At 63.4% G+C, this 17,040-nt stretch carries 12 protein-coding genes and 1 pseudogene; 9 read left to right on the top strand and 4 right to left on the bottom strand.

All coding sequences use genetic code 11. From position 1 onward, the window contains the following. Positions 1-56 precede the first annotated feature (56 nt). The 5 genes from ACIPO9_RS07010 to ACIPO9_RS06990 all read left to right on the top strand — a co-directional run bounded on the left by ACIPO9_RS07010 (position 57) and on the right by ACIPO9_RS06990 (position 6,604). The gene (locus tag ACIPO9_RS07010) at positions 57-1,586 is read left to right on the top strand and encodes an MFS transporter (RefSeq protein ID WP_400779625.1); all 1,530 of its coding nucleotides are present in this window, start codon (positions 57-59) and stop codon (positions 1,584-1,586) included. 21 nt (positions 1,587-1,607) lie between these two features. Further along, complete coding sequence (locus ACIPO9_RS07005; RefSeq protein WP_400779623.1) at positions 1,608-2,660, top strand: HlyD family secretion protein; 1,053 nt, start codon at positions 1,608-1,610, stop codon at positions 2,658-2,660. 158 nt (positions 2,661-2,818) lie between these two features. Then, positions 2,819-4,231, top strand: a complete 1,413-nt coding sequence (locus ACIPO9_RS07000; protein ID WP_400779621.1) for an efflux transporter outer membrane subunit — start codon at positions 2,819-2,821, stop codon at positions 4,229-4,231. Between the two features lie 67 nt (positions 4,232-4,298). After that, positions 4,299-5,489 carry a CaiB/BaiF CoA transferase family protein gene (locus ACIPO9_RS06995; RefSeq protein WP_400779619.1) on the top strand — a complete coding sequence of 397 codons (1,191 nt, stop codon included), beginning with the start codon at positions 4,299-4,301 and terminating at the stop codon, positions 5,487-5,489. Between the two features lie 188 nt (positions 5,490-5,677). Then, a complete protein-coding gene (locus ACIPO9_RS06990; protein WP_400779617.1) occupies positions 5,678-6,604 on the top strand; it encodes a LysR family transcriptional regulator in 927 nt (308 codons plus the stop codon). 21 nt (positions 6,605-6,625) lie between these two features. On the opposite strand, the gene ACIPO9_RS06985 is transcribed toward ACIPO9_RS06990, so the two are convergent. The 3 genes from ACIPO9_RS06985 to ACIPO9_RS06975 all read right to left on the bottom strand — a co-directional run bounded on the left by ACIPO9_RS06985 (position 6,626) and on the right by ACIPO9_RS06975 (position 10,787). After that, entirely contained in the window at positions 6,626-7,840 is a 1,215-nt protein-coding gene (locus ACIPO9_RS06985) for a glycosyltransferase family 4 protein (protein WP_274133450.1), read from the bottom strand. A gap of 2 nt (positions 7,841-7,842) precedes the next feature. Next, positions 7,843-9,156: a cellulase family glycosylhydrolase gene (locus ACIPO9_RS06980; RefSeq protein ID WP_400779615.1), complete on the bottom strand. Its 1,314-nt coding sequence runs from the start codon at positions 9,154-9,156 to the stop codon at positions 7,843-7,845. Between the two features lie 176 nt (positions 9,157-9,332). Further along, positions 9,333-10,787: a mannose-1-phosphate guanylyltransferase/mannose-6-phosphate isomerase gene (locus ACIPO9_RS06975; protein ID WP_274133452.1), complete on the bottom strand. Its 1,455-nt coding sequence runs from the start codon at positions 10,785-10,787 to the stop codon at positions 9,333-9,335. A gap of 550 nt (positions 10,788-11,337) precedes the next feature. On the opposite strand from ACIPO9_RS06975, the gene yegS reads away from it, so the two are divergent. Next, entirely contained in the window at positions 11,338-12,246 is a 909-nt protein-coding gene (gene yegS, locus ACIPO9_RS06970; protein WP_400779613.1) for a lipid kinase YegS, read from the top strand. 141 nt (positions 12,247-12,387) lie between these two features. Beyond that, positions 12,388-14,109 carry a ubiquinone-dependent pyruvate dehydrogenase gene (poxB, locus tag ACIPO9_RS06965; RefSeq protein ID WP_400779611.1) on the top strand — a complete coding sequence of 574 codons (1,722 nt, stop codon included), beginning with the start codon at positions 12,388-12,390 and terminating at the stop codon, positions 14,107-14,109. Between the two features lie 111 nt (positions 14,110-14,220). On the opposite strand, the gene ACIPO9_RS06960 is transcribed toward poxB, so the two are convergent. After that, positions 14,221-15,075 carry a LysR family transcriptional regulator gene (locus tag ACIPO9_RS06960; RefSeq protein ID WP_400779609.1) on the bottom strand — a complete coding sequence of 285 codons (855 nt, stop codon included), beginning with the start codon at positions 15,073-15,075 and terminating at the stop codon, positions 14,221-14,223. A 106-nt stretch (positions 15,076-15,181) separates the two neighbouring features. Here ACIPO9_RS06960 and ACIPO9_RS06955 point away from each other — a divergent pair, with 106 nt between their 5' ends. Continuing rightward, the gene (locus ACIPO9_RS06955; protein ID WP_400779607.1) at positions 15,182-15,622 is read left to right on the top strand and encodes a VOC family protein; all 441 of its coding nucleotides are present in this window, start codon (positions 15,182-15,184) and stop codon (positions 15,620-15,622) included. A gap of 356 nt (positions 15,623-15,978) precedes the next feature. Continuing rightward, positions 15,979-17,013: pseudogene (locus ACIPO9_RS06950) on the top strand (cache domain-containing protein); the annotation flags it as partial. Positions 17,014-17,040 lie beyond the last annotated feature (27 nt).

The following is a 17,040-nucleotide window of genomic DNA, read 5'->3' as shown; positions in this document are numbered from 1 at the left end:
TACATGCTCGCTGACTCATCCTTTCGCGTGTCGGACGCCTGCCAGCGGGCCTTGTCGTGACGGCCGCTGCCCCCATTGCACCGCTCAAGGCCGCGGTTGCGCCCGCTGCATTCGGTGTGCAGACCATCATCGGGCTGGTAGGCGTGCTGGTTGCGGTGCTGGTCGCAGGCATCAACGAAGGTGTCACTCGCGTTGCGCTCTCCGACATCCGCGGTGCGATGTTCATCGGCTTCGATGAAGGCAGCTGGATTACCTCACTGTATTCCGCCACGTCGCTCACGGCCACGGCCTTCGCGCCTTGGTTTGCGGTCACCTTGTCACTGCGCCGTTTCACATTGGGCGCCATCGCCGCCTTCGTGGTGCTGGCGCTGCTCTGTCCGCTGGCCCCCGACTACCAGAGCCTGCTGCTGTTGCGCGCACTGCAAGGCCTGGCCGCAGGCTGCCTGCCGCCGATGCTGATGACCGTGGCCCTGCGTTTCCTGCCGCCGGACATCAAGCTCTATGGCCTGGCGGGCTACGCGCTGACAGCCACTTTCGCGCCAAGCCTGGGCACGCCGCTGGCAGCGTTATGGACCGAATACTTCAACTGGCAGTGGACATTCTGGCAGGTCATCACGCCGTGTCTGGTGGCAATGATCGCTATTTCCCACGGCATCCCCCAGGACCCGGCTCGCCTGGAACGCTTCAAAGGTTTCAACTGGCGCGGCGTGCTGCTGGGCGCTCCGGCCATCTGCATGCTGGTGACGGGGCTGTTGCAAGGCAACCGCCTGGACTGGTTCGAATCCGGGCTGATCACCTTTCTGCTGATCGGCGGGCTGGTGCTGCTGGTGCTGTTCATGGTCAACGAATGGTTCACCCCGGTGCCGTTCTTCAAGTTGCAGATGCTCTCCAACCTCAACCTGTCCCACGCGCTGATTACCTTGGGCGGGGTGCTGGTGGTGCTGACGGCCACCGGTTCCATTCCTGCCTCGTACCTGGCGCAAGTCCATGGCTATCGGGCGCTGCAAACCGCGCCGATGATGCTGTTGGTGGCCATTCCGCAACTCTTGGTGCTGCCGCTGGTGGCCGCGCTGTGCAACATCCGCTGGATCGACTGCCGCTGGGTGCTGACCACAGGACTGGTGCTGCTGTCGCTGTATTGCTTTGCCGCGACGCAGATGAGCCCGGAGTGGATTCGCGACAATTTCTACAGCCTGCAACTGCTGCAAGTGCTGGGGCAGCCCATGGCAGTGCTGCCGCTGCTGATGCAGGCCACGGGCGGCATCGCACCACCGGACGGCCCCTTTGCCTCGGCGTGGTTCAACACCGTTCGCGGCCTGGCGTCGGTCCTGGCCACCGGCGTGCTGGATGCCCTGACCCGGTCCCGGCAGCACTTTCACTCCAGCATGCTGGTGGACCGCCTGGGCAATTCGCCGGAGCTTGCCGGCCAGGACTCGGCGGCGTCACTGGCCCACCGCATCCATGAGCAGGTGGTCACCTTGACCAGTATCGACCTCTATTTCTGTATGGGCTGGGTCGCCGCCGCGCTGATCCTGCTGATCCCGCTGATGCCGAGCCGCGTCTACCCGCCGCGCGCCGCCGCCTGATTTTTTTTTGAGAGCACCTTCATGAACATCACTTCGAAACAGACCCTGGCCTTGTGTGGCGCCGTGCTCGTTGTGGCGGCGCTGGGCATCTACGGTTTCACCGGCGAGCGCGGGCAGCAGAGTACCAATGACGCCTACGTCAGCGCCGACTATTCCAACGTCGCGCCCAAGGTGGCGGGTTTCATCAGCCAGGTGCTGGTGGAGGACAACCAGCAGGTCAAGGCCGGGCAGTTGCTGGCGGTGATCGATGACCGCGACTTCCAGACCGCGCTCGCCGCATCAGAGGCCGAAGTGTTGGCCGCCCAGGCGCAGTACGAACAGGCAAGCGCGGTGGTGCAGCGTCAGGCCTCGGTGATCGCCCAGTCTCAGGCCACGGTGGAAGTGAGCAAGGCCGAGGTGACGTTTGCCGAGCAGGAGCAGGACCGTTATGCCCACTTGGCGGGCATGGGCGCAGGCACGGTGCAGAATGCGCAGCAGGCGCGCAATCGCATCGACACTGCCCGTGCACGGCAGAACAGCGCCATCGCGTCTCTGGCCGCAGACCGCAAGCAGGTAGACGTCTTCACCGCGCAGCAACACGCTGCCGAAGCCGGGCTCAAGCGCGCCCAGGCCGCCCGCGATCAGGCGCGGTTGCAGTTGTCCTATACGCGCATCGTCGCACCGGTTGACGGCATGGTCGGCGAGCGTGCCGTGCGGATCGGCAACTACGTGACACCCGGCGCACGGTTGCTGTCGGTGGTGCCGCTGGATCAGGTCTACGTGGTGGCGAACTTTCAGGAAACCCAGCTCACCCAGGTGACGCCGGGGCAGGCGGCTGATGTGCGGGTCGATACCTTCTCCGGTGAGGCACTCAAAGGGCATGTGGAAAGCATCGCCCCCGCCACCGGCGTGACCTTCGCGGCGATCAAGCCGGACAACGCCACCGGCAATTTCACCAAGGTCGTGCAGCGCCTACCGGTCAAGATCGTGCTCGATCCGGGGCAACCGCTGCTGGCGCGGTTACGGGTGGGGATGTCGGTGTACGCCACTGTCGATACCCGCAGCACGGGCGCACAAGAGGTGGGCGCCCGATGAACAACAGACAGCCAACTTCGAACCTGTGGGAGCGAGCTTGCTCGCGAATGCTGGGCGACAGGCAACAGATCTGGGCCGGATGTACCGGCCTCTTCGCGAGCAAGCTCGCTCCCACAACGGACTACCCCCAAGGTCGTCGGTGGCTGGGACTGGTGGCCATGGTCCTGAGCTTGTCAGCCTGTCAGGTCGGTCATGACTTCCTGCAACCCAAGGCCGATGTGCAGGTGGACTGGCTGCCGATCCAGGGCGAGCAGGGCGCAAGCAAACCCCAGCCGGTTCAGATCAGCGAGCGCTGGTGGGAGGTTTTCAACGATCCGCTGTTGGCTACGTTGATCGACCGGGCGACTCGAACCAACCTTGATCTGAAAATCGCCGGTGCCCGACTGGAGCAGAGCCGCACCGCGCGGCAGGTGGTGGCCGGTGAACAACTGCCCAGCGTGTCGGGTGGCCTGGGTTATCAGCGCGCCCGTAACAGCGCCGAGGGCTTGAGCGATCCTTCGGGCAAGAGCGGCAAGACGGCTTTCAGCCTGTGGGACGGCGGCCTGGACGCCTCCTGGGAAGTGGATCTGTGGGGCCGGGTCAAGCGCGAGGTGGAGGCGGCGGATGCGACCGTCGCGGTCGCCGACAGCGATCGCCGAGGGGTGCTGTTGGCCGTCCAGGCTGAAACCGCGCAGGACTACCTGCAACTGCGCGGCGTGCAGGAGACCCTGGCCGTGACCCGGGAAAACCTCGAGCTGGCGCGCAACAGCCTTGAGCTGTCCAACGTGCGGCTGGCCAGCGGGGTCGCGACCCATCTGGACGTGGCCCAGGCCTCCGCTCAGGTGGCGACCGTCGCGGCGCGCATTCCGGTCCTTGAGCAGCGCCAGGCGCAACTGATGAACGCCTTGAGCCTGATGTTGGCGCAGACGCCACGCACGCTTCAAGAGGAGCTGATCCGGCCTGGTGACAGGGCGCCGTTGCCTGAGGTGATTCCTGTCGGCCTGCCTTCGGAGCTGGCGCAACGCCGTCCCGATATCCGTCAGGCCGAGGCGCGCATGCATGTGGCCGCTGCCAGCGTTGGTGTGGCCGAAGGCGACTTCTATCCGCGGATCGTGCTGTCGGGCAATGTCGGTTTTCAGGCCATGCAACTGTCGGATTTCGGCAGTTGGGGCTCGCGGCAATTCGGTATCGGTCCGCAATTGAGCGTGCCGATCTTCGAAGGCGGGCGCCTGCGCGGCATGCTGCATCTGCGCGAGGCCCAGGAGCAGGAAGCGGCGCTGAATTATCAGAAGACCGTGCTGCGCGCCTGGCAGGAAATCGACGACAGCATGAGCCTGTACAACGCAAGCCAGGTGCAGCAGTCGCGGTTGAACGATGCCGTGGAACAGAACCGCATCGCCTTGCAGACTGCCCGCGAGCAGTACAAGGCTGGCGCCGTGGATTTTCTCAACGTGCTGACCGTGCAGCGCGCCTTGCTCAGCAGCCAGGAGCAACGGGTGGATAGCGGCACGGCCCAGGCTCTGGCGCTGGTGGGGTTGTACAAGTCACTGGGCGGCGGGTTTGAGCCGTTGAAGACCGTCGCGCGAAATTAGCCGTTTTCACAACGCCCTTCAAAGCAGACAATTGCCCTCACTTTTCACGCAGAACAAAGGGCATGTCATGCAAAAGCCTTTGCAAGGGATTCGGGTCATCGAGTTGGGGCAACTGATCGCCGGGCCTTTCGCAGCCAAGATTCTTGGTGAGTTCGGCGCCGATGTGATCAAGGTCGAACCGCCGGGAACCGGCGACCCGTTGCGCAAGTGGCGCCTGCTGCACGAGGGGACCTCCGTCTGGTGGGCGGTGTCGTCGCGCAACAAGCGTTCGGTGACTCTGGATCTGCGCGAGCCGGAAGGCCAGGACGTGGTGCGCAAGCTGCTGGCCGAGGCCGACGTACTGGTGGAAAACTTCCGCCCTGGCACCCTTGAAGGCTGGGGGCTGGGCTGGAAGGAACTGCATGCCCTGAATCCGAAACTGGTGGTGCTGCATGTGTCGGGTTACGGCCAGACCGGGCCATACCGTGATCGCCCGGGGTTCGGCGTGGTGGGCGAGGCCATGGGCGGGTTGCGTCATCTGTCCGGTGAGCCAGGGCGCACGCCGGTGCGGGTTGGGGTGTCCATCGGCGACTCACTGTCGGCGCTGCATGGGGTGATCGGCGTGCTGCTGGCCTTGCGTCATCGCGATCAGAACGGCGGCGAGGGCCAGGAGATCGACGTCGCGCTGTACGAGTCGGTGTTCAACATGATGGAGAGCCTGATCCCGGAATACTCGGTGTTCGGCGCCGTGCGCGAGCCTGCGGGCAGCAGCTTGCCGGGTATCGCGCCGTCCAACGCCTATCGCTGCCGGGATGGCCGCTACGCGTTGATCGCGGGCAATGGCGACAGCATCTATCAGCGCCTGATGACGCTGATCGAACGCCCTGACCTGGCTGCCGATCCGGCGCTGGCTCACAACGATGGGCGGGTCAGGCAGGTCGAGTTGATCGATGCCGCTATCGGCGCCTGGGCGGCCAGTCTCGATCTGGATGATGTGCTTGCCAAACTGACTGCGGCGAGAATTCCCGCCGGCAAGATCTACGACGCGGCGGACATCGCCAGCGATCCTCATTACAAGGCCCGGGACATGCTGCTCGACAGCCAGTTGGACGACGGCACGCCGGTCACCTTGCCTGGCATCGTGCCCAAGCTCGGCACCACGCCCGGCGGTGTCATCCGCCCGGCCCCGACCCTGGGCCAGCACACCGACGAGGTGCTCGAAGGGCTGGGCATCGACGCGCAGCAGCGCGCCGAGTGGCGCGCACGCGGGTTGATCTGATGCCCTTGTAGGAGCGCGCTTGCCCGCGACGGCGTCCTTGAAATCGCCCCCGCCGGCAAGCCGTGCTGCTACGGGATGAGGTTTGTAGAAGCGCGCTTGCCCGCGACGGCGTCCTTGAAATCGCCCCGCCGGCAAGCCGTGCTGCTACGGGTTTACACTTTGCTTGCTCTGACACTGGAATACCTTCAATGCCCATGCCCGACATGAACCTGTTGATCGCCCTCGATGCCTTGCTCGAGGAGGGCAGCGTGGTCGGCGCCGCCCGGCGCATGCACTTGAGCCCGGCGGCGATGAGCCGCACGCTGGCGCGGGTGCGCGAGGCCCTGGGCGATCCGGTGCTGGTGCGGGCGGGAAGGGGATTGGTGCCCACGCCCCGGGCGCTGGCGATGCAGGCGCAGGTACGCGGCCTGGTCAACCAGGCCACCGAGCTGTTCCAGGCCCGAGACGAAGTGGACATGAGCACCTCCCAGCGTCTGTTCAACGTGCGCTCCAACGACGTGTTCTTCGGCGGTTTCGGCGGGCGGCTGGTGGAAAGCACCCGTCAGCAGGCACCGCTGGCCACGGTGCGTTTCGTGCCGGAGGGCGAGGGCGACGACGATGCATTGCGTGAAGGCCGGATCGACCTGCACGTCACGTCGCGCAGAAATTTCGGCCCCGAAATCAAGATGCAGCACCTGTTCACCACCGGGTTCGTCGGCCTTGTCCGCGAGGGACATCCGATCTTCGACGGGCCGCTGACCCCGGAACGCTTTGCCGCTTTCGACCACGTCAGCGTGTCCCGCCGGGGGCGCGCGCGAGGGCCGATCGACGATGCGCTCGAAACCTTGGGGTTGTCGCGGCGGGTCTCTTTCATCACGCCGAATTTCCACTCGGCGATCTTCTCCACCGCAGGCTCCGACATGATCCTGGCCCTGCCGGAGCCTGTGCTCTGGGGCATGCGCCAGTTGGGCTTGCGGATGCTGCCCCTGGTGATCCCGCTGGAGCTTGAACCGGTGAGTGTGATCCAGGCCTGGCACCCGCGCTTCGACAAGGACCCGGCTCACCGCTGGCTGCGACAGACGTTGAAGCAGGCGTGTGACACCCACGAGGCGCGGTACGGGGGCAAGGGATTGTAGGCGTCGGCGCGGCGTCCGTTGCTACGCCAGGACGGGGGCATCCTCCTTTTGATGAACCCGGGCATAGATAGCTTCCAGTTGCGCGGCAGACACCGACCAGTCGTGGTGCTGGCGCACATAGGCACGCCCGGCCTCGCCGATCTTCGCCAGCCGTGCCGGTTGCTCGACGGCGTCCACCAGTAACCGGGCAAGGCCATGGGCATCCTCGCAGCTCAGGTAATGGACGCCGTTCTCGACTTTCAGTCCCGAGCACCCCTGCGCGGTGGTCACCACGGCAAGTCCGGCGGCCATCGCCTCGAGCAGTTTGACGCTGGAGCCGCCGACATCGCGCAGCGGAGCGAAAAACAGCGCCGCCTCCTTCTGCACCGAGCGCAGGTCAGGCACGAAGCCCGGCCAGTCGATTCGCGGGTCAGGCCAGCGCTCGGGCCAGTCCTCCGGCAGCCCGTGGCCGCCGATGGTCAGTCGCACCATGGGGTCCAGCGCCCAGACACGGGGCATGATGTGATCCAGCGCCCATTGCACGGCATCCAGGTTGGGACTGTAGTCATAGTCGCCGATGAACAGCAGGCGGCGGCTGTAGCGATCCGGGCTGACCCTGGCGAAGTAACTGCAGTCTACGCCGTTGACCACCACGCTGGTGGCGCGGGCCGTCAGGCGGGTCAGGCTCTTGGCGTCGTCCTCGGTCACTGCGATCAGCGCCTGGGTCTGGGCGAATACGCGTTTTTCCCACTGCCGGTAGCGCCATTGGTCGAAGCGGGTAAAGGGGCCTGCCCAGTCCGGGAACAGGCGATAGCCAGCGGCGCCCATGCCTGACTCGATGTTGTGCTCGGTCATGATGAACGGCTTGCCCGAGCGCCGCAGCGGTGCCTCGAAGGGCTGGAAGCTGTAGCTGTGCTCGACCTGAATCACGTCCCACGGCTCTTGCAGCAGGGCTTCGAATTGCTGCTCCAGTGAGTCGGAGTAACCGTTGGCGCTGGCCAGCAGAGGCGGCGCGGCGAAGGCCATGGTCAACAGCGAACGCAGGCTGCGCAGCGGTCGCCGTGGGATCACGATCAGGCGCTCAAGCCAGGGCGCAAGGGCTGCATCGGTGGCGTCGTCCAGCTCGGTGTTCGAATGCACCAGCAAGGTAATGCGGTGCCCTCGCGCCGCCAGGCTGCGCAACAGATGAAACTGCCGGGTCTTGCTGCCGCTGGTGGTGGGCCAGGGCAGGTAGGGCAGCGTCCACAGGATGCGCATGACTAGCGGCTCCAGGCGAGGATTTGCAGGGAAGGGCTCAACGCCACGTCGATTCCCCGGGCGTCGGCCAACGGGGTGTGATTGCCGCTCAGCGGGTCGTAGAGGTCGGCTTTCTTGATGCCCGGAAAGACCATGTGGGCGCTGCTCGCGCTCCAGGCCATCAACAGGTGCGAGCCGTCCGGACGATTCCAGGCGATGGCATAGAGGTCTTCCGGCACGGCCAGCGGAGGCGGCAGGTCGGCAGGCGCGAGGGTGGGGCCGGTGACTTGAAGGAAGTTTTTCAAGGCGTTGTACACCGGCTTGGGTTCGGCGTTCAGGTCCAGCAGCCCGTAGCTGCGTTCCCGCGCACTGGCGCGTTGGTCCAGGTCACTGAGGTTGAACAGGAAGATGCGCTGGTAGTCCTGGGTGCTCATCAGCGCCAGCCTGCGCAGGGTGTAGTCGGCCTGACCCTCGGGGCCTATCACCGGCTGCAACTCCGAGGGCCCGGTGTAACTCGACCAGCCCCATTCGGTGGCCCAGACCTCTTTGATACCGGCTTCGTGCAGGGTTCTGTTCAGCCCTTTGGCACGCTTGAGGAAGTCCCGGTCGCCGGGCGAGTCGCCTTCGGGGTAGTCGGAATAGGGATGGTAGGCGGCAATGATGTTCTGGCCCGCCAGGCCCTGATCCACCATCGACTGCAGCATGTAGCTGGTCGAGCCGCGTATCTGCCCGTAATAGGCGACACCGGCGGTGACCACGGGTTTGCCCGGCAAGGCGCTGCGGATCGCCTTTGCGGTGGTGGTAAGGAGTTCGTAGTAGGCGGCCGGATCAGCCTGGGGCAACCAGGCAATGTTCGGCTCGTTCCACACCTGCCAGTGGCTGACCTGCGGGTAGTGCTGGGCCAGGGCCGTCATGCGTTCGGCGAACAGGCTGTTGTCGCGCGGCGGGTACTGGTCGGTGTTGCTCGCGCCTTGGGGCGCGGTGCTGTCGAAGGGCGCGGACCCTGCCAGATACGCCACGGTATTGAGGTGGTGCGGCAGGGCTGCGGCCATGGCGGCATCCAGATCCGCCAGGTTGTACTGGCCCTGCACGGGTTCGAGCATGGGCCAGCGCAGCCCCCAGCGTACCCAGTTCAGCCCGAGGTCATCCAGGCGAGTCATCTGCTTCTGATAGATGTCCTGGGGGAATTCATGAAACTGCACGTTGACCCCCAGGAAATCCTTCCAGGTGATCGAACGTTGGGCTTTGAGAAGGGTTTCGGCCTGCGCCGTGGCACTTGCCAGAACCAGCAGACAGAGGCCAAGTGCGTTCACGCAGGTCGAGCGTGCGTGTTTCATTGGTCCGGAACTCCTGTCATGCATGAATACGACTCCCTTGCGGGTAAGACAATCATGTCGGCTGCACTGCCAAGTCCAATATGGCGCGGGTCAAGCGGTGTAGGGCAGTGGTGCCTCGTGTGGCTGAAAACAGAGGCAGCCGCGAGGGGACGCGGCTGCCGGTTGGCGCATGCGGGTCAGACTTTCGGCGCGTCCGGCACCCGGCCGTAGATGTCGGTGAACCGCACGATGTCATCTTCTCCGAGGTATTCGCCGCTCTGCACCTCGATCATCACCAGGTCGATCACGCCAGGGTTCACCAGTCGATGGGTGTGGCCGGGCTTGATGAACGTCGACTCGTTGGTGTCGAGCATGAATTCGCGCTCACCATTGGTCACCCTGGCCATGCCGCTGACCACGATCCAGTGCTCGCTGCGGTGGTGGTGCATCTGCAGAGACAGCGAACCCTGGGGCTTGACCACGATGCGCTTGATCTTGAAGCGCTTGCCTTCTTCAAGCACCGTGTACGTGCCCCATGGCCGGGTCACGGTGTTGTGCAGCAGGTAAGCCGGGTGACCCTGGCGCTTGAGTTCCTGAGCCAGGACTTTCACCTCCTGGGTGCGCGCGGCATCGGCGATCAGCAGCGCATCCGGCGTGTCGATGATGACCAGGTTGTCCAGGCCGACGCCGCCGACCAGACGTTTCTTGGAGTCGATGTAGCAGTTGGTGACGTCGTGCAGCACCACCTGGCCGTTGAACTGGTTGCCGTTTTCGTCGGCCGGCGCCAGTTCGCGGATCGCCTGCCAGGAGCCGATGTCGCTCCAGCCCAGTTCGCAAGGCACCACCGCCACTTTCTGCGAGCGTTCCATGAGGGCGTAGTCGATGGAAATGTCCGGTGCCAGCGCGAAGGTCGCCGCGTCCAGCTCCATCTGCAGCTCGTTGCTGCCCTGTTTGCTGTTGCACTGGGACAGGCAATGGCGCACGGCTGTGAGCACGTCCGGGGCATGGAACTCAAGCTCGCGCAGCACCACATCCACCCGCATGCAGAACATGCCGGCGTTCCACAGGTGCAGGCCGCCCTTGAGGTATTCCCCTGCCGTGGCGGCATCGGGCTTCTCGACGAAGCGCGCCACCTGGTAGGCCTTGCCGCTCAGTGCCTGACCCTTTTCGATATACCCGAAGCCGGTTTCAGCGCGGGTCGGGATCAGCCCGAAGGTCACCATCCAGCCTTCGTCGGCCAGCTTCTGCGCATCCTGGACCGCAGCGGCGAACGCCTCGACGTCGTGAATCAGATGGTCAGCCGGCAGGATCAGCAACTGCGCATCGTCACCATGCAGAGCCTGCACATGCAGCGCGGCGGCGGCGATGGCCGGTGCGGTGTTGCGTCCGAAGGGTTCGAGAATGAAATCCAGATGGACCTTGTGCTTGTTCAGCAACCGGTAGTCATCCACGGTGCGGAAATACACTTCGCGGTTGGTCACCGTCAGGACGCTTTCAACCCCGACCAGACTGCTGGCTCGGTTGAAGGTCTTCTGCAGCAGGCTTTCGCCATCCGGCAGGCGCATGAACGGTTTGGGCATGGCTTCACGGGAGACTGGCCACAGCCGGGTGCCGGCACCGCCGGCGATAATGCAGGGAATCAGGGTGCCCATCAGTAAGCCTCGCGAGAGAACGGCACTGCAGAAACAGTGCGCAGGAGAGTGTAGAGATCGAATCTGCGGGAACCGTTTTCGATGTACTCAAGGCTTGTGTGCGTCAGCGATAGACTGTCGACCGGCTGCAGTGGCATGAAACGTCCTCACATCTTCGATCCATGAATCCATGATTGGCCAATTTGCTCAGCGCTTTCTCAGTAAAAGTCAATTTAATGACTTTTCTGCGGGTGCTTCCTGTTTTAGCCAATTATTTGTCGATTAAGCGCTCTCCGCGCCCTTATTTCAATCCCGCTGGTAAGAAAAAAACCTGTTTTTCTCAGAAATTTTACGGGATGACGTGCTGATGCCGGCCGGCAAACCCTCGAACGAGGGTATCGGGCAGTAAAGCTCATGAAACAGCCCGTGTCATGGCAGGGGCAGGGCTTCGCGACGAAATTGCACTGGCCTTGCAGGCTGCTGGCAAAAAAAATGCCGACGGCAGGGCTTTTTCCTCTCAGGCGAAGGTCAACATCTGACGCAATGAATCGCACCAACAGAGGAAGGGACTATGGCGCAGCGCAGGGCTTTACTGATTCTTCATGGCAAACAGGCGCTCAACGAAGACGTCCGGGCTGCCGTGGAGCGCAAGCGCAAACACGGTTGGGAGCTTGACGTGCGCTTGACCTGGGAAGGCGGCGACGCCCAGCGCCTGGTCAAGGAGGCACTGGCAGCAGGGCATACGCAGATCATCGCCGGTGGCGGTGATGGCTCCTTGCGTGACATCGCCGAGGCACTGGCCCAGGCAGGCTCCGAAGCAAGCCTGGCGATTCTGCCGTTGGGGACGGCCAATGATTTTGCCCGCTCGGCGGGTGTTCCGCTGGAAATCGGTCCGGCGCTCGACTTGCTTGACATCCCCGCACGCACGGTCGATATGGGCACCGTCGATGGGCATATGTTCCTGAATATGGCCACCGGTGGTTTTGGCAGCCAGGTGACGGCCAACACCTCGGAGGATCTGAAAAAGGTGCTGGGGGGCGCGGCGTATCTGTTTACCGGGTTGTCGCGTTTCAGCGAGTTGAAATCAGCCTATGGGGAGTTGAACGGCCCGGATTTCCACTGGCAGGGGGAGTTGCTGGCGCTAGGCATTGGCAACGGTCGCCAGGCGGGCGGTGGGCATCCGTTGTGCCCGAATGCCCTGGCTGATGACGGGCTGCTGGACGTCAGCATTCTGCCTGCGCCGCAGGAGGTGGTGGGTACGCTCAAGCGGTTGCTGGAGGGCGGGCTGGGGCTGGACAGTATGTTCGTGCGGGCGCGTTTGCCGTGGGTCGAACTCAAGTCCGCCGAGGGGCTGGACATCAATCTGGATGGCGAGCCGCTGCGAGGAGAGCAATTGCGATTCGAAGCGAAGTCTGGGGCGTTGCGTATTCACCTGCCGGCGCACTCGCCGTTGCTGGGGCAGGGCAAGCGCATTGGTTGATGTGGGAGTTCGGTGAGGGTCGGGCGGTTTACATCTTCACAACCACTGAACTGTGCCGGACCCTACAGGTCGATTTGAAACGACGCGCATTGCAGCCGTTTGCCTTGCGCGCATTTTTCGACTCGACAAGGAACCCGCCCCATGTCCAGCACGACCCTCGCCGATTACCTCGCCCAAACCCTCGCCGCCGCAGGCGTTTCGAAGATCTGGGGGGTGAGTGGCGACAGCCTGAACGGCCTGACCGACAGCCTCGAACGCCTGGGCAAGATCAGATGGATGCACACCCGTCACGAGGAAGTCGCAGCCTTCGCCGCAGGTGCCGAGGCGGCGTCAACCGGCAAGCTTGCGGTGTGTGCCGGCAGTTGCGGGCCGGGCAACCTGCATTTGATCAATGGCTTGTACGACTGCCATCGCAGCCGGGTCCCGGTGCTGGCGATTGCGGCGCAGATTCCATCCTCTGAAATCGGCCTGAATTACTTTCAGGAAACCCACCCTACGGACCTGTTCAAGGAATGCAGCCATTTCGTCGAAGCGGTGAACAGCGCCGAGCAGTTTCCCCGGGTGCTGGAGCGGGCCATGCGCGCGGCCATCAGCCAGCGCGGTGTGGCGGTGATCGTGATTCCGGGGGATGTCGCCCTCAGCCCCGGCCCTGACGCCAAGCCAGCCTGGGTTGAACCGGCTGCGGCGCGGGTGATTCCGGCCGAGTCCGACCTGCTGAAGCTGGTGGAGATTCTCGACAAGTCCAAAGCCGTGACGCTGCTCTGCGGCGCCGGGTGCGCCGATGCTCACGATCAGGTGGTGGCGCTGGCTGAAAAGCTCTCGGCCCCCGTGGTGCACGCCCTGCGCGGCAAGCAGTATATCGAGTACGCCAACCCCTTTGACGTTGGCATGACCGGGCTGATCGGTTTCAGCTCTGGTTACCATGCGATGCTCAACTGCGACACGCTGGTGATCCTGGGCAGCAGCTTTCCTTACCGCAATTTCTATCCCGAGAAAGCCAAGGTCATCCAGATCGACATCGACCCGGCCGCCCTCGGGCGTCGTGTGCCGCTGACCCTTGGGCTGACCGGTGGCATTGCCGAAACCATTGTTGCGCTGCTGCCACGGCTCAAGGCCCACACCGACCGCAAGTTCCTCGACAAGGCACTGGCGCACTACGCCAAGTCCCGCGAGGAGCTGGACGAACTCGCCACGCCGTCGGCCCATGGTGAGCCGATTCACCCGCAGTACCTGACGCGCATGGTGGATGCCTACGCAGACCCTGATGCGATCTTCACCGTGGACGTCGGCACGCCGACGCTATGGGCTGCGCGCTACCTCACCATGAACGGACAGCGCTCGCTGATCGGCTCGTTCAACCACGGCTCCATGGCCAACGCCATGCCCCAGGCTTTGGGGGCCAAGGCGGCGTTTCCACAGCGTCAGGTGGTGGCGCTGTGCGGTGACGGCGGGATTTCCATGCTCATGGGTGATCTGCTGAGCATTCGTCAGCTTAACCTGCCGATCAAGATGGTGGTGTTCAACAACAGCTCGCTGGGCTTTGTTGCCATGGAGATGCAGGCCAGCGGCTATGTGCCCCACGACACCGATCTGCACAGCACCAATTTCGCCAATATCGCGATTGGCGCGGGCATCCTGGGGATTCGCGTGGAGAACAGCGCCGACCTGCCCAACGCGCTGAAAAAGGCCTTCGAGCATCCGGGGCCAGTGTTGATCGATGTGGTCACCGCCAAACAGGAACTGGGCCTGCCGCCCAAGATCAAGCTGGCCCAGGCCAAGGGCTTCAGCCTGTTCATGTTGAAGGCGGTGATGAACGGCAAGGCCGATCAGGTGCTGGAGTTGGCCAAGACCAATTTCCGATAGTTGAATCGCGGTTCACTCGTAGCAGCACGGCTTGCCGGCGGGAGCGGTGTGTCAATCGACATCAACGTGTCAGATACACCGCCCCGCCGGCAAGCCGTGCTGCTACGAGGGCTAACCAAGGCAGCTTCTGAAGAGGCGCTGCAACGGCAACTGCCGATTGGCATGGCGCATCACCAGCGCCAGTTCCCGGTAAAAGGTGAGAGCGCCCAGTTCGATGATGCGGATACTGGACGCCCGCTCAAGCCACAGCCCCGCCCGAGGCACCAGCGACACCCCAAGCCCGGCCTCGACCATGCGCACGATGGCGTCCACTTCATCCAGCTCGAGGCCGGCCACGGTCTCGATTTTCTGTTCCCGCAAAAACCGCGTCACCTGCCGCCCGCCGAACGAATGCCGGTCATAACGCACAAAGCGCTGTTCGCGCAGCAGCGCCAGCGCATCCTCTCCTTCTACATGGCTGGGCGCGATCAGCACGAACGGTTCGCGTTCGATCACCTCCAGGTGCAACTCCTTGGGCAGCGCGAACGGCGGGCGGATCAGGATGGCCAGATCGATTTCGCCCGCGTCCACACTGTTGAGCAGCACCTGCGACACCCCGGGTACGACCTTGGCTTCGACGGTCGGCGCCTGGCGGTTGAGTTCCACCAGCGCGGCGGGCAGCAGTCCGGTCTGGACGGTGGCGATGGCCCCGATCAGCAGTTCGCCGTAATAGCCGCTGTCGGCATGGGGCGCTGCCATGCGTTCGAACAGTTCGACGATTTCCCGGGCCATGGGCAGCGCCCGCTGGCCGGCAGCGTTGAGCGTGGCGCTGCGGCCACTGCGGTCGAACAGCGGCGTGCCCAGGGCTTTTTCCAGGGTGCGTATCTGGGCGCTGACCGCCGATTGCGTCAGCCCCACCTGATTGCCTGCGGCGACAAAGGTGCCCAGCCGTTCCACGCTGAGAAAGGTATTCAGTTCACGAATCACGGCAACTCACTGATCGAAATAATTGTGGCTCGACGCAAAGATTATGATCTTTCAATCAAAGATTCAATGGGCAAAGATGATCGCATCCCATCAAGAGGAAATGTCCGTGACCGCCACCACCCAGAAGCTCTCGCCGTTTCACCTGGCCATCCCCGTATTCGATCTGGCCGCCGCCCGGCATTTCTACGCCAATGTGTTCAACCTGCCGGAAGGCCGCTCCAGCGATCATTGGGTGGATTTCGATTTCTTCGGCCACCAATTGGTGATCCACGAGCACCCGAAAACCGACTCCCAGGCCCACGCCGGCACCAATGCGGTGGACGGCCATGACGTGCCGGTGCCGCATTTCGGCGTGGTCTTGGGCTGGGAGGAGTGGGAAGCCCTGGCGGACCGTCTGCAGAGCCAGGGCGTGAAGTTCGTGATCGAACCCTATGTGCGTTTCAAGGGACAGGTCGGCGAGCAGGCCACGATGTTCCTGTTCGACCCGTGCGGCAATGCGCTGGAGTTCAAGGCGTTCAAGGACATCGGGCAGTTGTTTGCCAAGTAGATAGAGATACGCATTCCGTAGCAGCACGGCTTGCCGGCGGGAGCGGTGTGTCAGGCGACTCATCTGTGTCAGACGTACCGCTCCCGCCGGCAAGCCGTGCTGCTACGGGTTAACTAACTAATTGGATCCCGATTTGTAATAACTGTACAAGTAAACCCCACAAAACTGCCTTTATCCATTCAGAAAACCGTCCAACTAAAAAGAACGACGACCGGCGCTCAACTCCCCATCCACGCTGCCGAACTATATTTCGAGCCGCGTCTTCCCTTTCTTCGGGCGACCCCGTAAAAAGCGCAGCGCGCGCCTGATCGGCACGCCATCCCGTCGCTGTCATTCTTGGTTATGGACACAATCGTATGATCAAAAGTCTGGGTTTCAGCAGAAAGATCCTGCTGGCCGCTGCACTGATAGTTGTAGTTGCGTTTACCTGTTTCATTCTGGTGAACGATTATCGTCAGCGCGAAACATTGAAAAACAACGTCGACGCCGAACTGCAACAGCTCGGAAGTCTGACCACGCAGAACATCCAGACCTGGCTGGACAGCCGCACCCAGCTGCTTTATTCCATGGCCCAGCAGATCGCGGCCGACGGCCCGGCGCCTGCCAACCTGCAACGCGCCGTGAGCCTGCCGGTGTATGCGGACAATTTCCAGCTCAGTTACTTCGGCGGCAAGGACGGCCTGATGTTCTCGGTGCCTGCCGGTAACCGCGCAGCCGACTATGACCCACGCGCCCGTGGCTGGTACAAGGCGGCGGATGCGGCCCAGGGCACCATCGTTACCGAGCCTTACATCGCCGCGTCATCGGGCAAGCTGGTGGTGACCCTGGCCACGCCCGTACGCCAGCAGGGCCAGATGATCGGCGTAGCCGGTGCCGACATGTCGCTGGATCTGATTACCAAGACCATCAACTCGCTGAACTTCGGCGGCCACGGTTACGCGTACATTGTCAGCGCTGACGGCAAGATCCTGATCCACCCGGACAGCAAGCTGCTGCTCAAGAATGTCAGCGAGGCCTACCCCAATGGTGCGCCGAAAATTGCGCCGGGCGTGACCGAGATCGAGTCCGGTGGCAAGGCGCAGTTCATTTCCTTCACCAAGGTTGAGGGGCTTTCTTCGGCCAACTGGTATGTCGCGCTGGTACTGGATCGCGACGCTGCCTACTCGATGCTCAGCGAATTCCGCTCTTCGGCCATCACCGCCATGGTGATCGTGGTCGCGATCATCATCGTGTTGCTCGGCCTGCTGATTCGTGTGCTGATGCAGCCGCTGCACCAGATGGGCCGCGCCATGCAGGACATCGCCGACGGCGAGGGCGACCTGACCAAGCGACTGTCGGTGGTCTCCAAAGACGAATTCGGCGCACTGGCCGTGTCGTTCAACCGCTTCGTGGAGCGTATCCATGGGTCGATCCGCGAA

It is taken from the genome of Pseudomonas sp. NPDC090203, from assembly GCF_044746765.1.
Taxonomy (GTDB): Bacteria; Pseudomonadota; Gammaproteobacteria; order Pseudomonadales; family Pseudomonadaceae; genus Aquipseudomonas; species Aquipseudomonas putida_AD.
The sequence above is the reverse complement of the archived record's forward strand: the minus strand, read 5'-3'. Positions and strand labels throughout refer to the sequence as shown.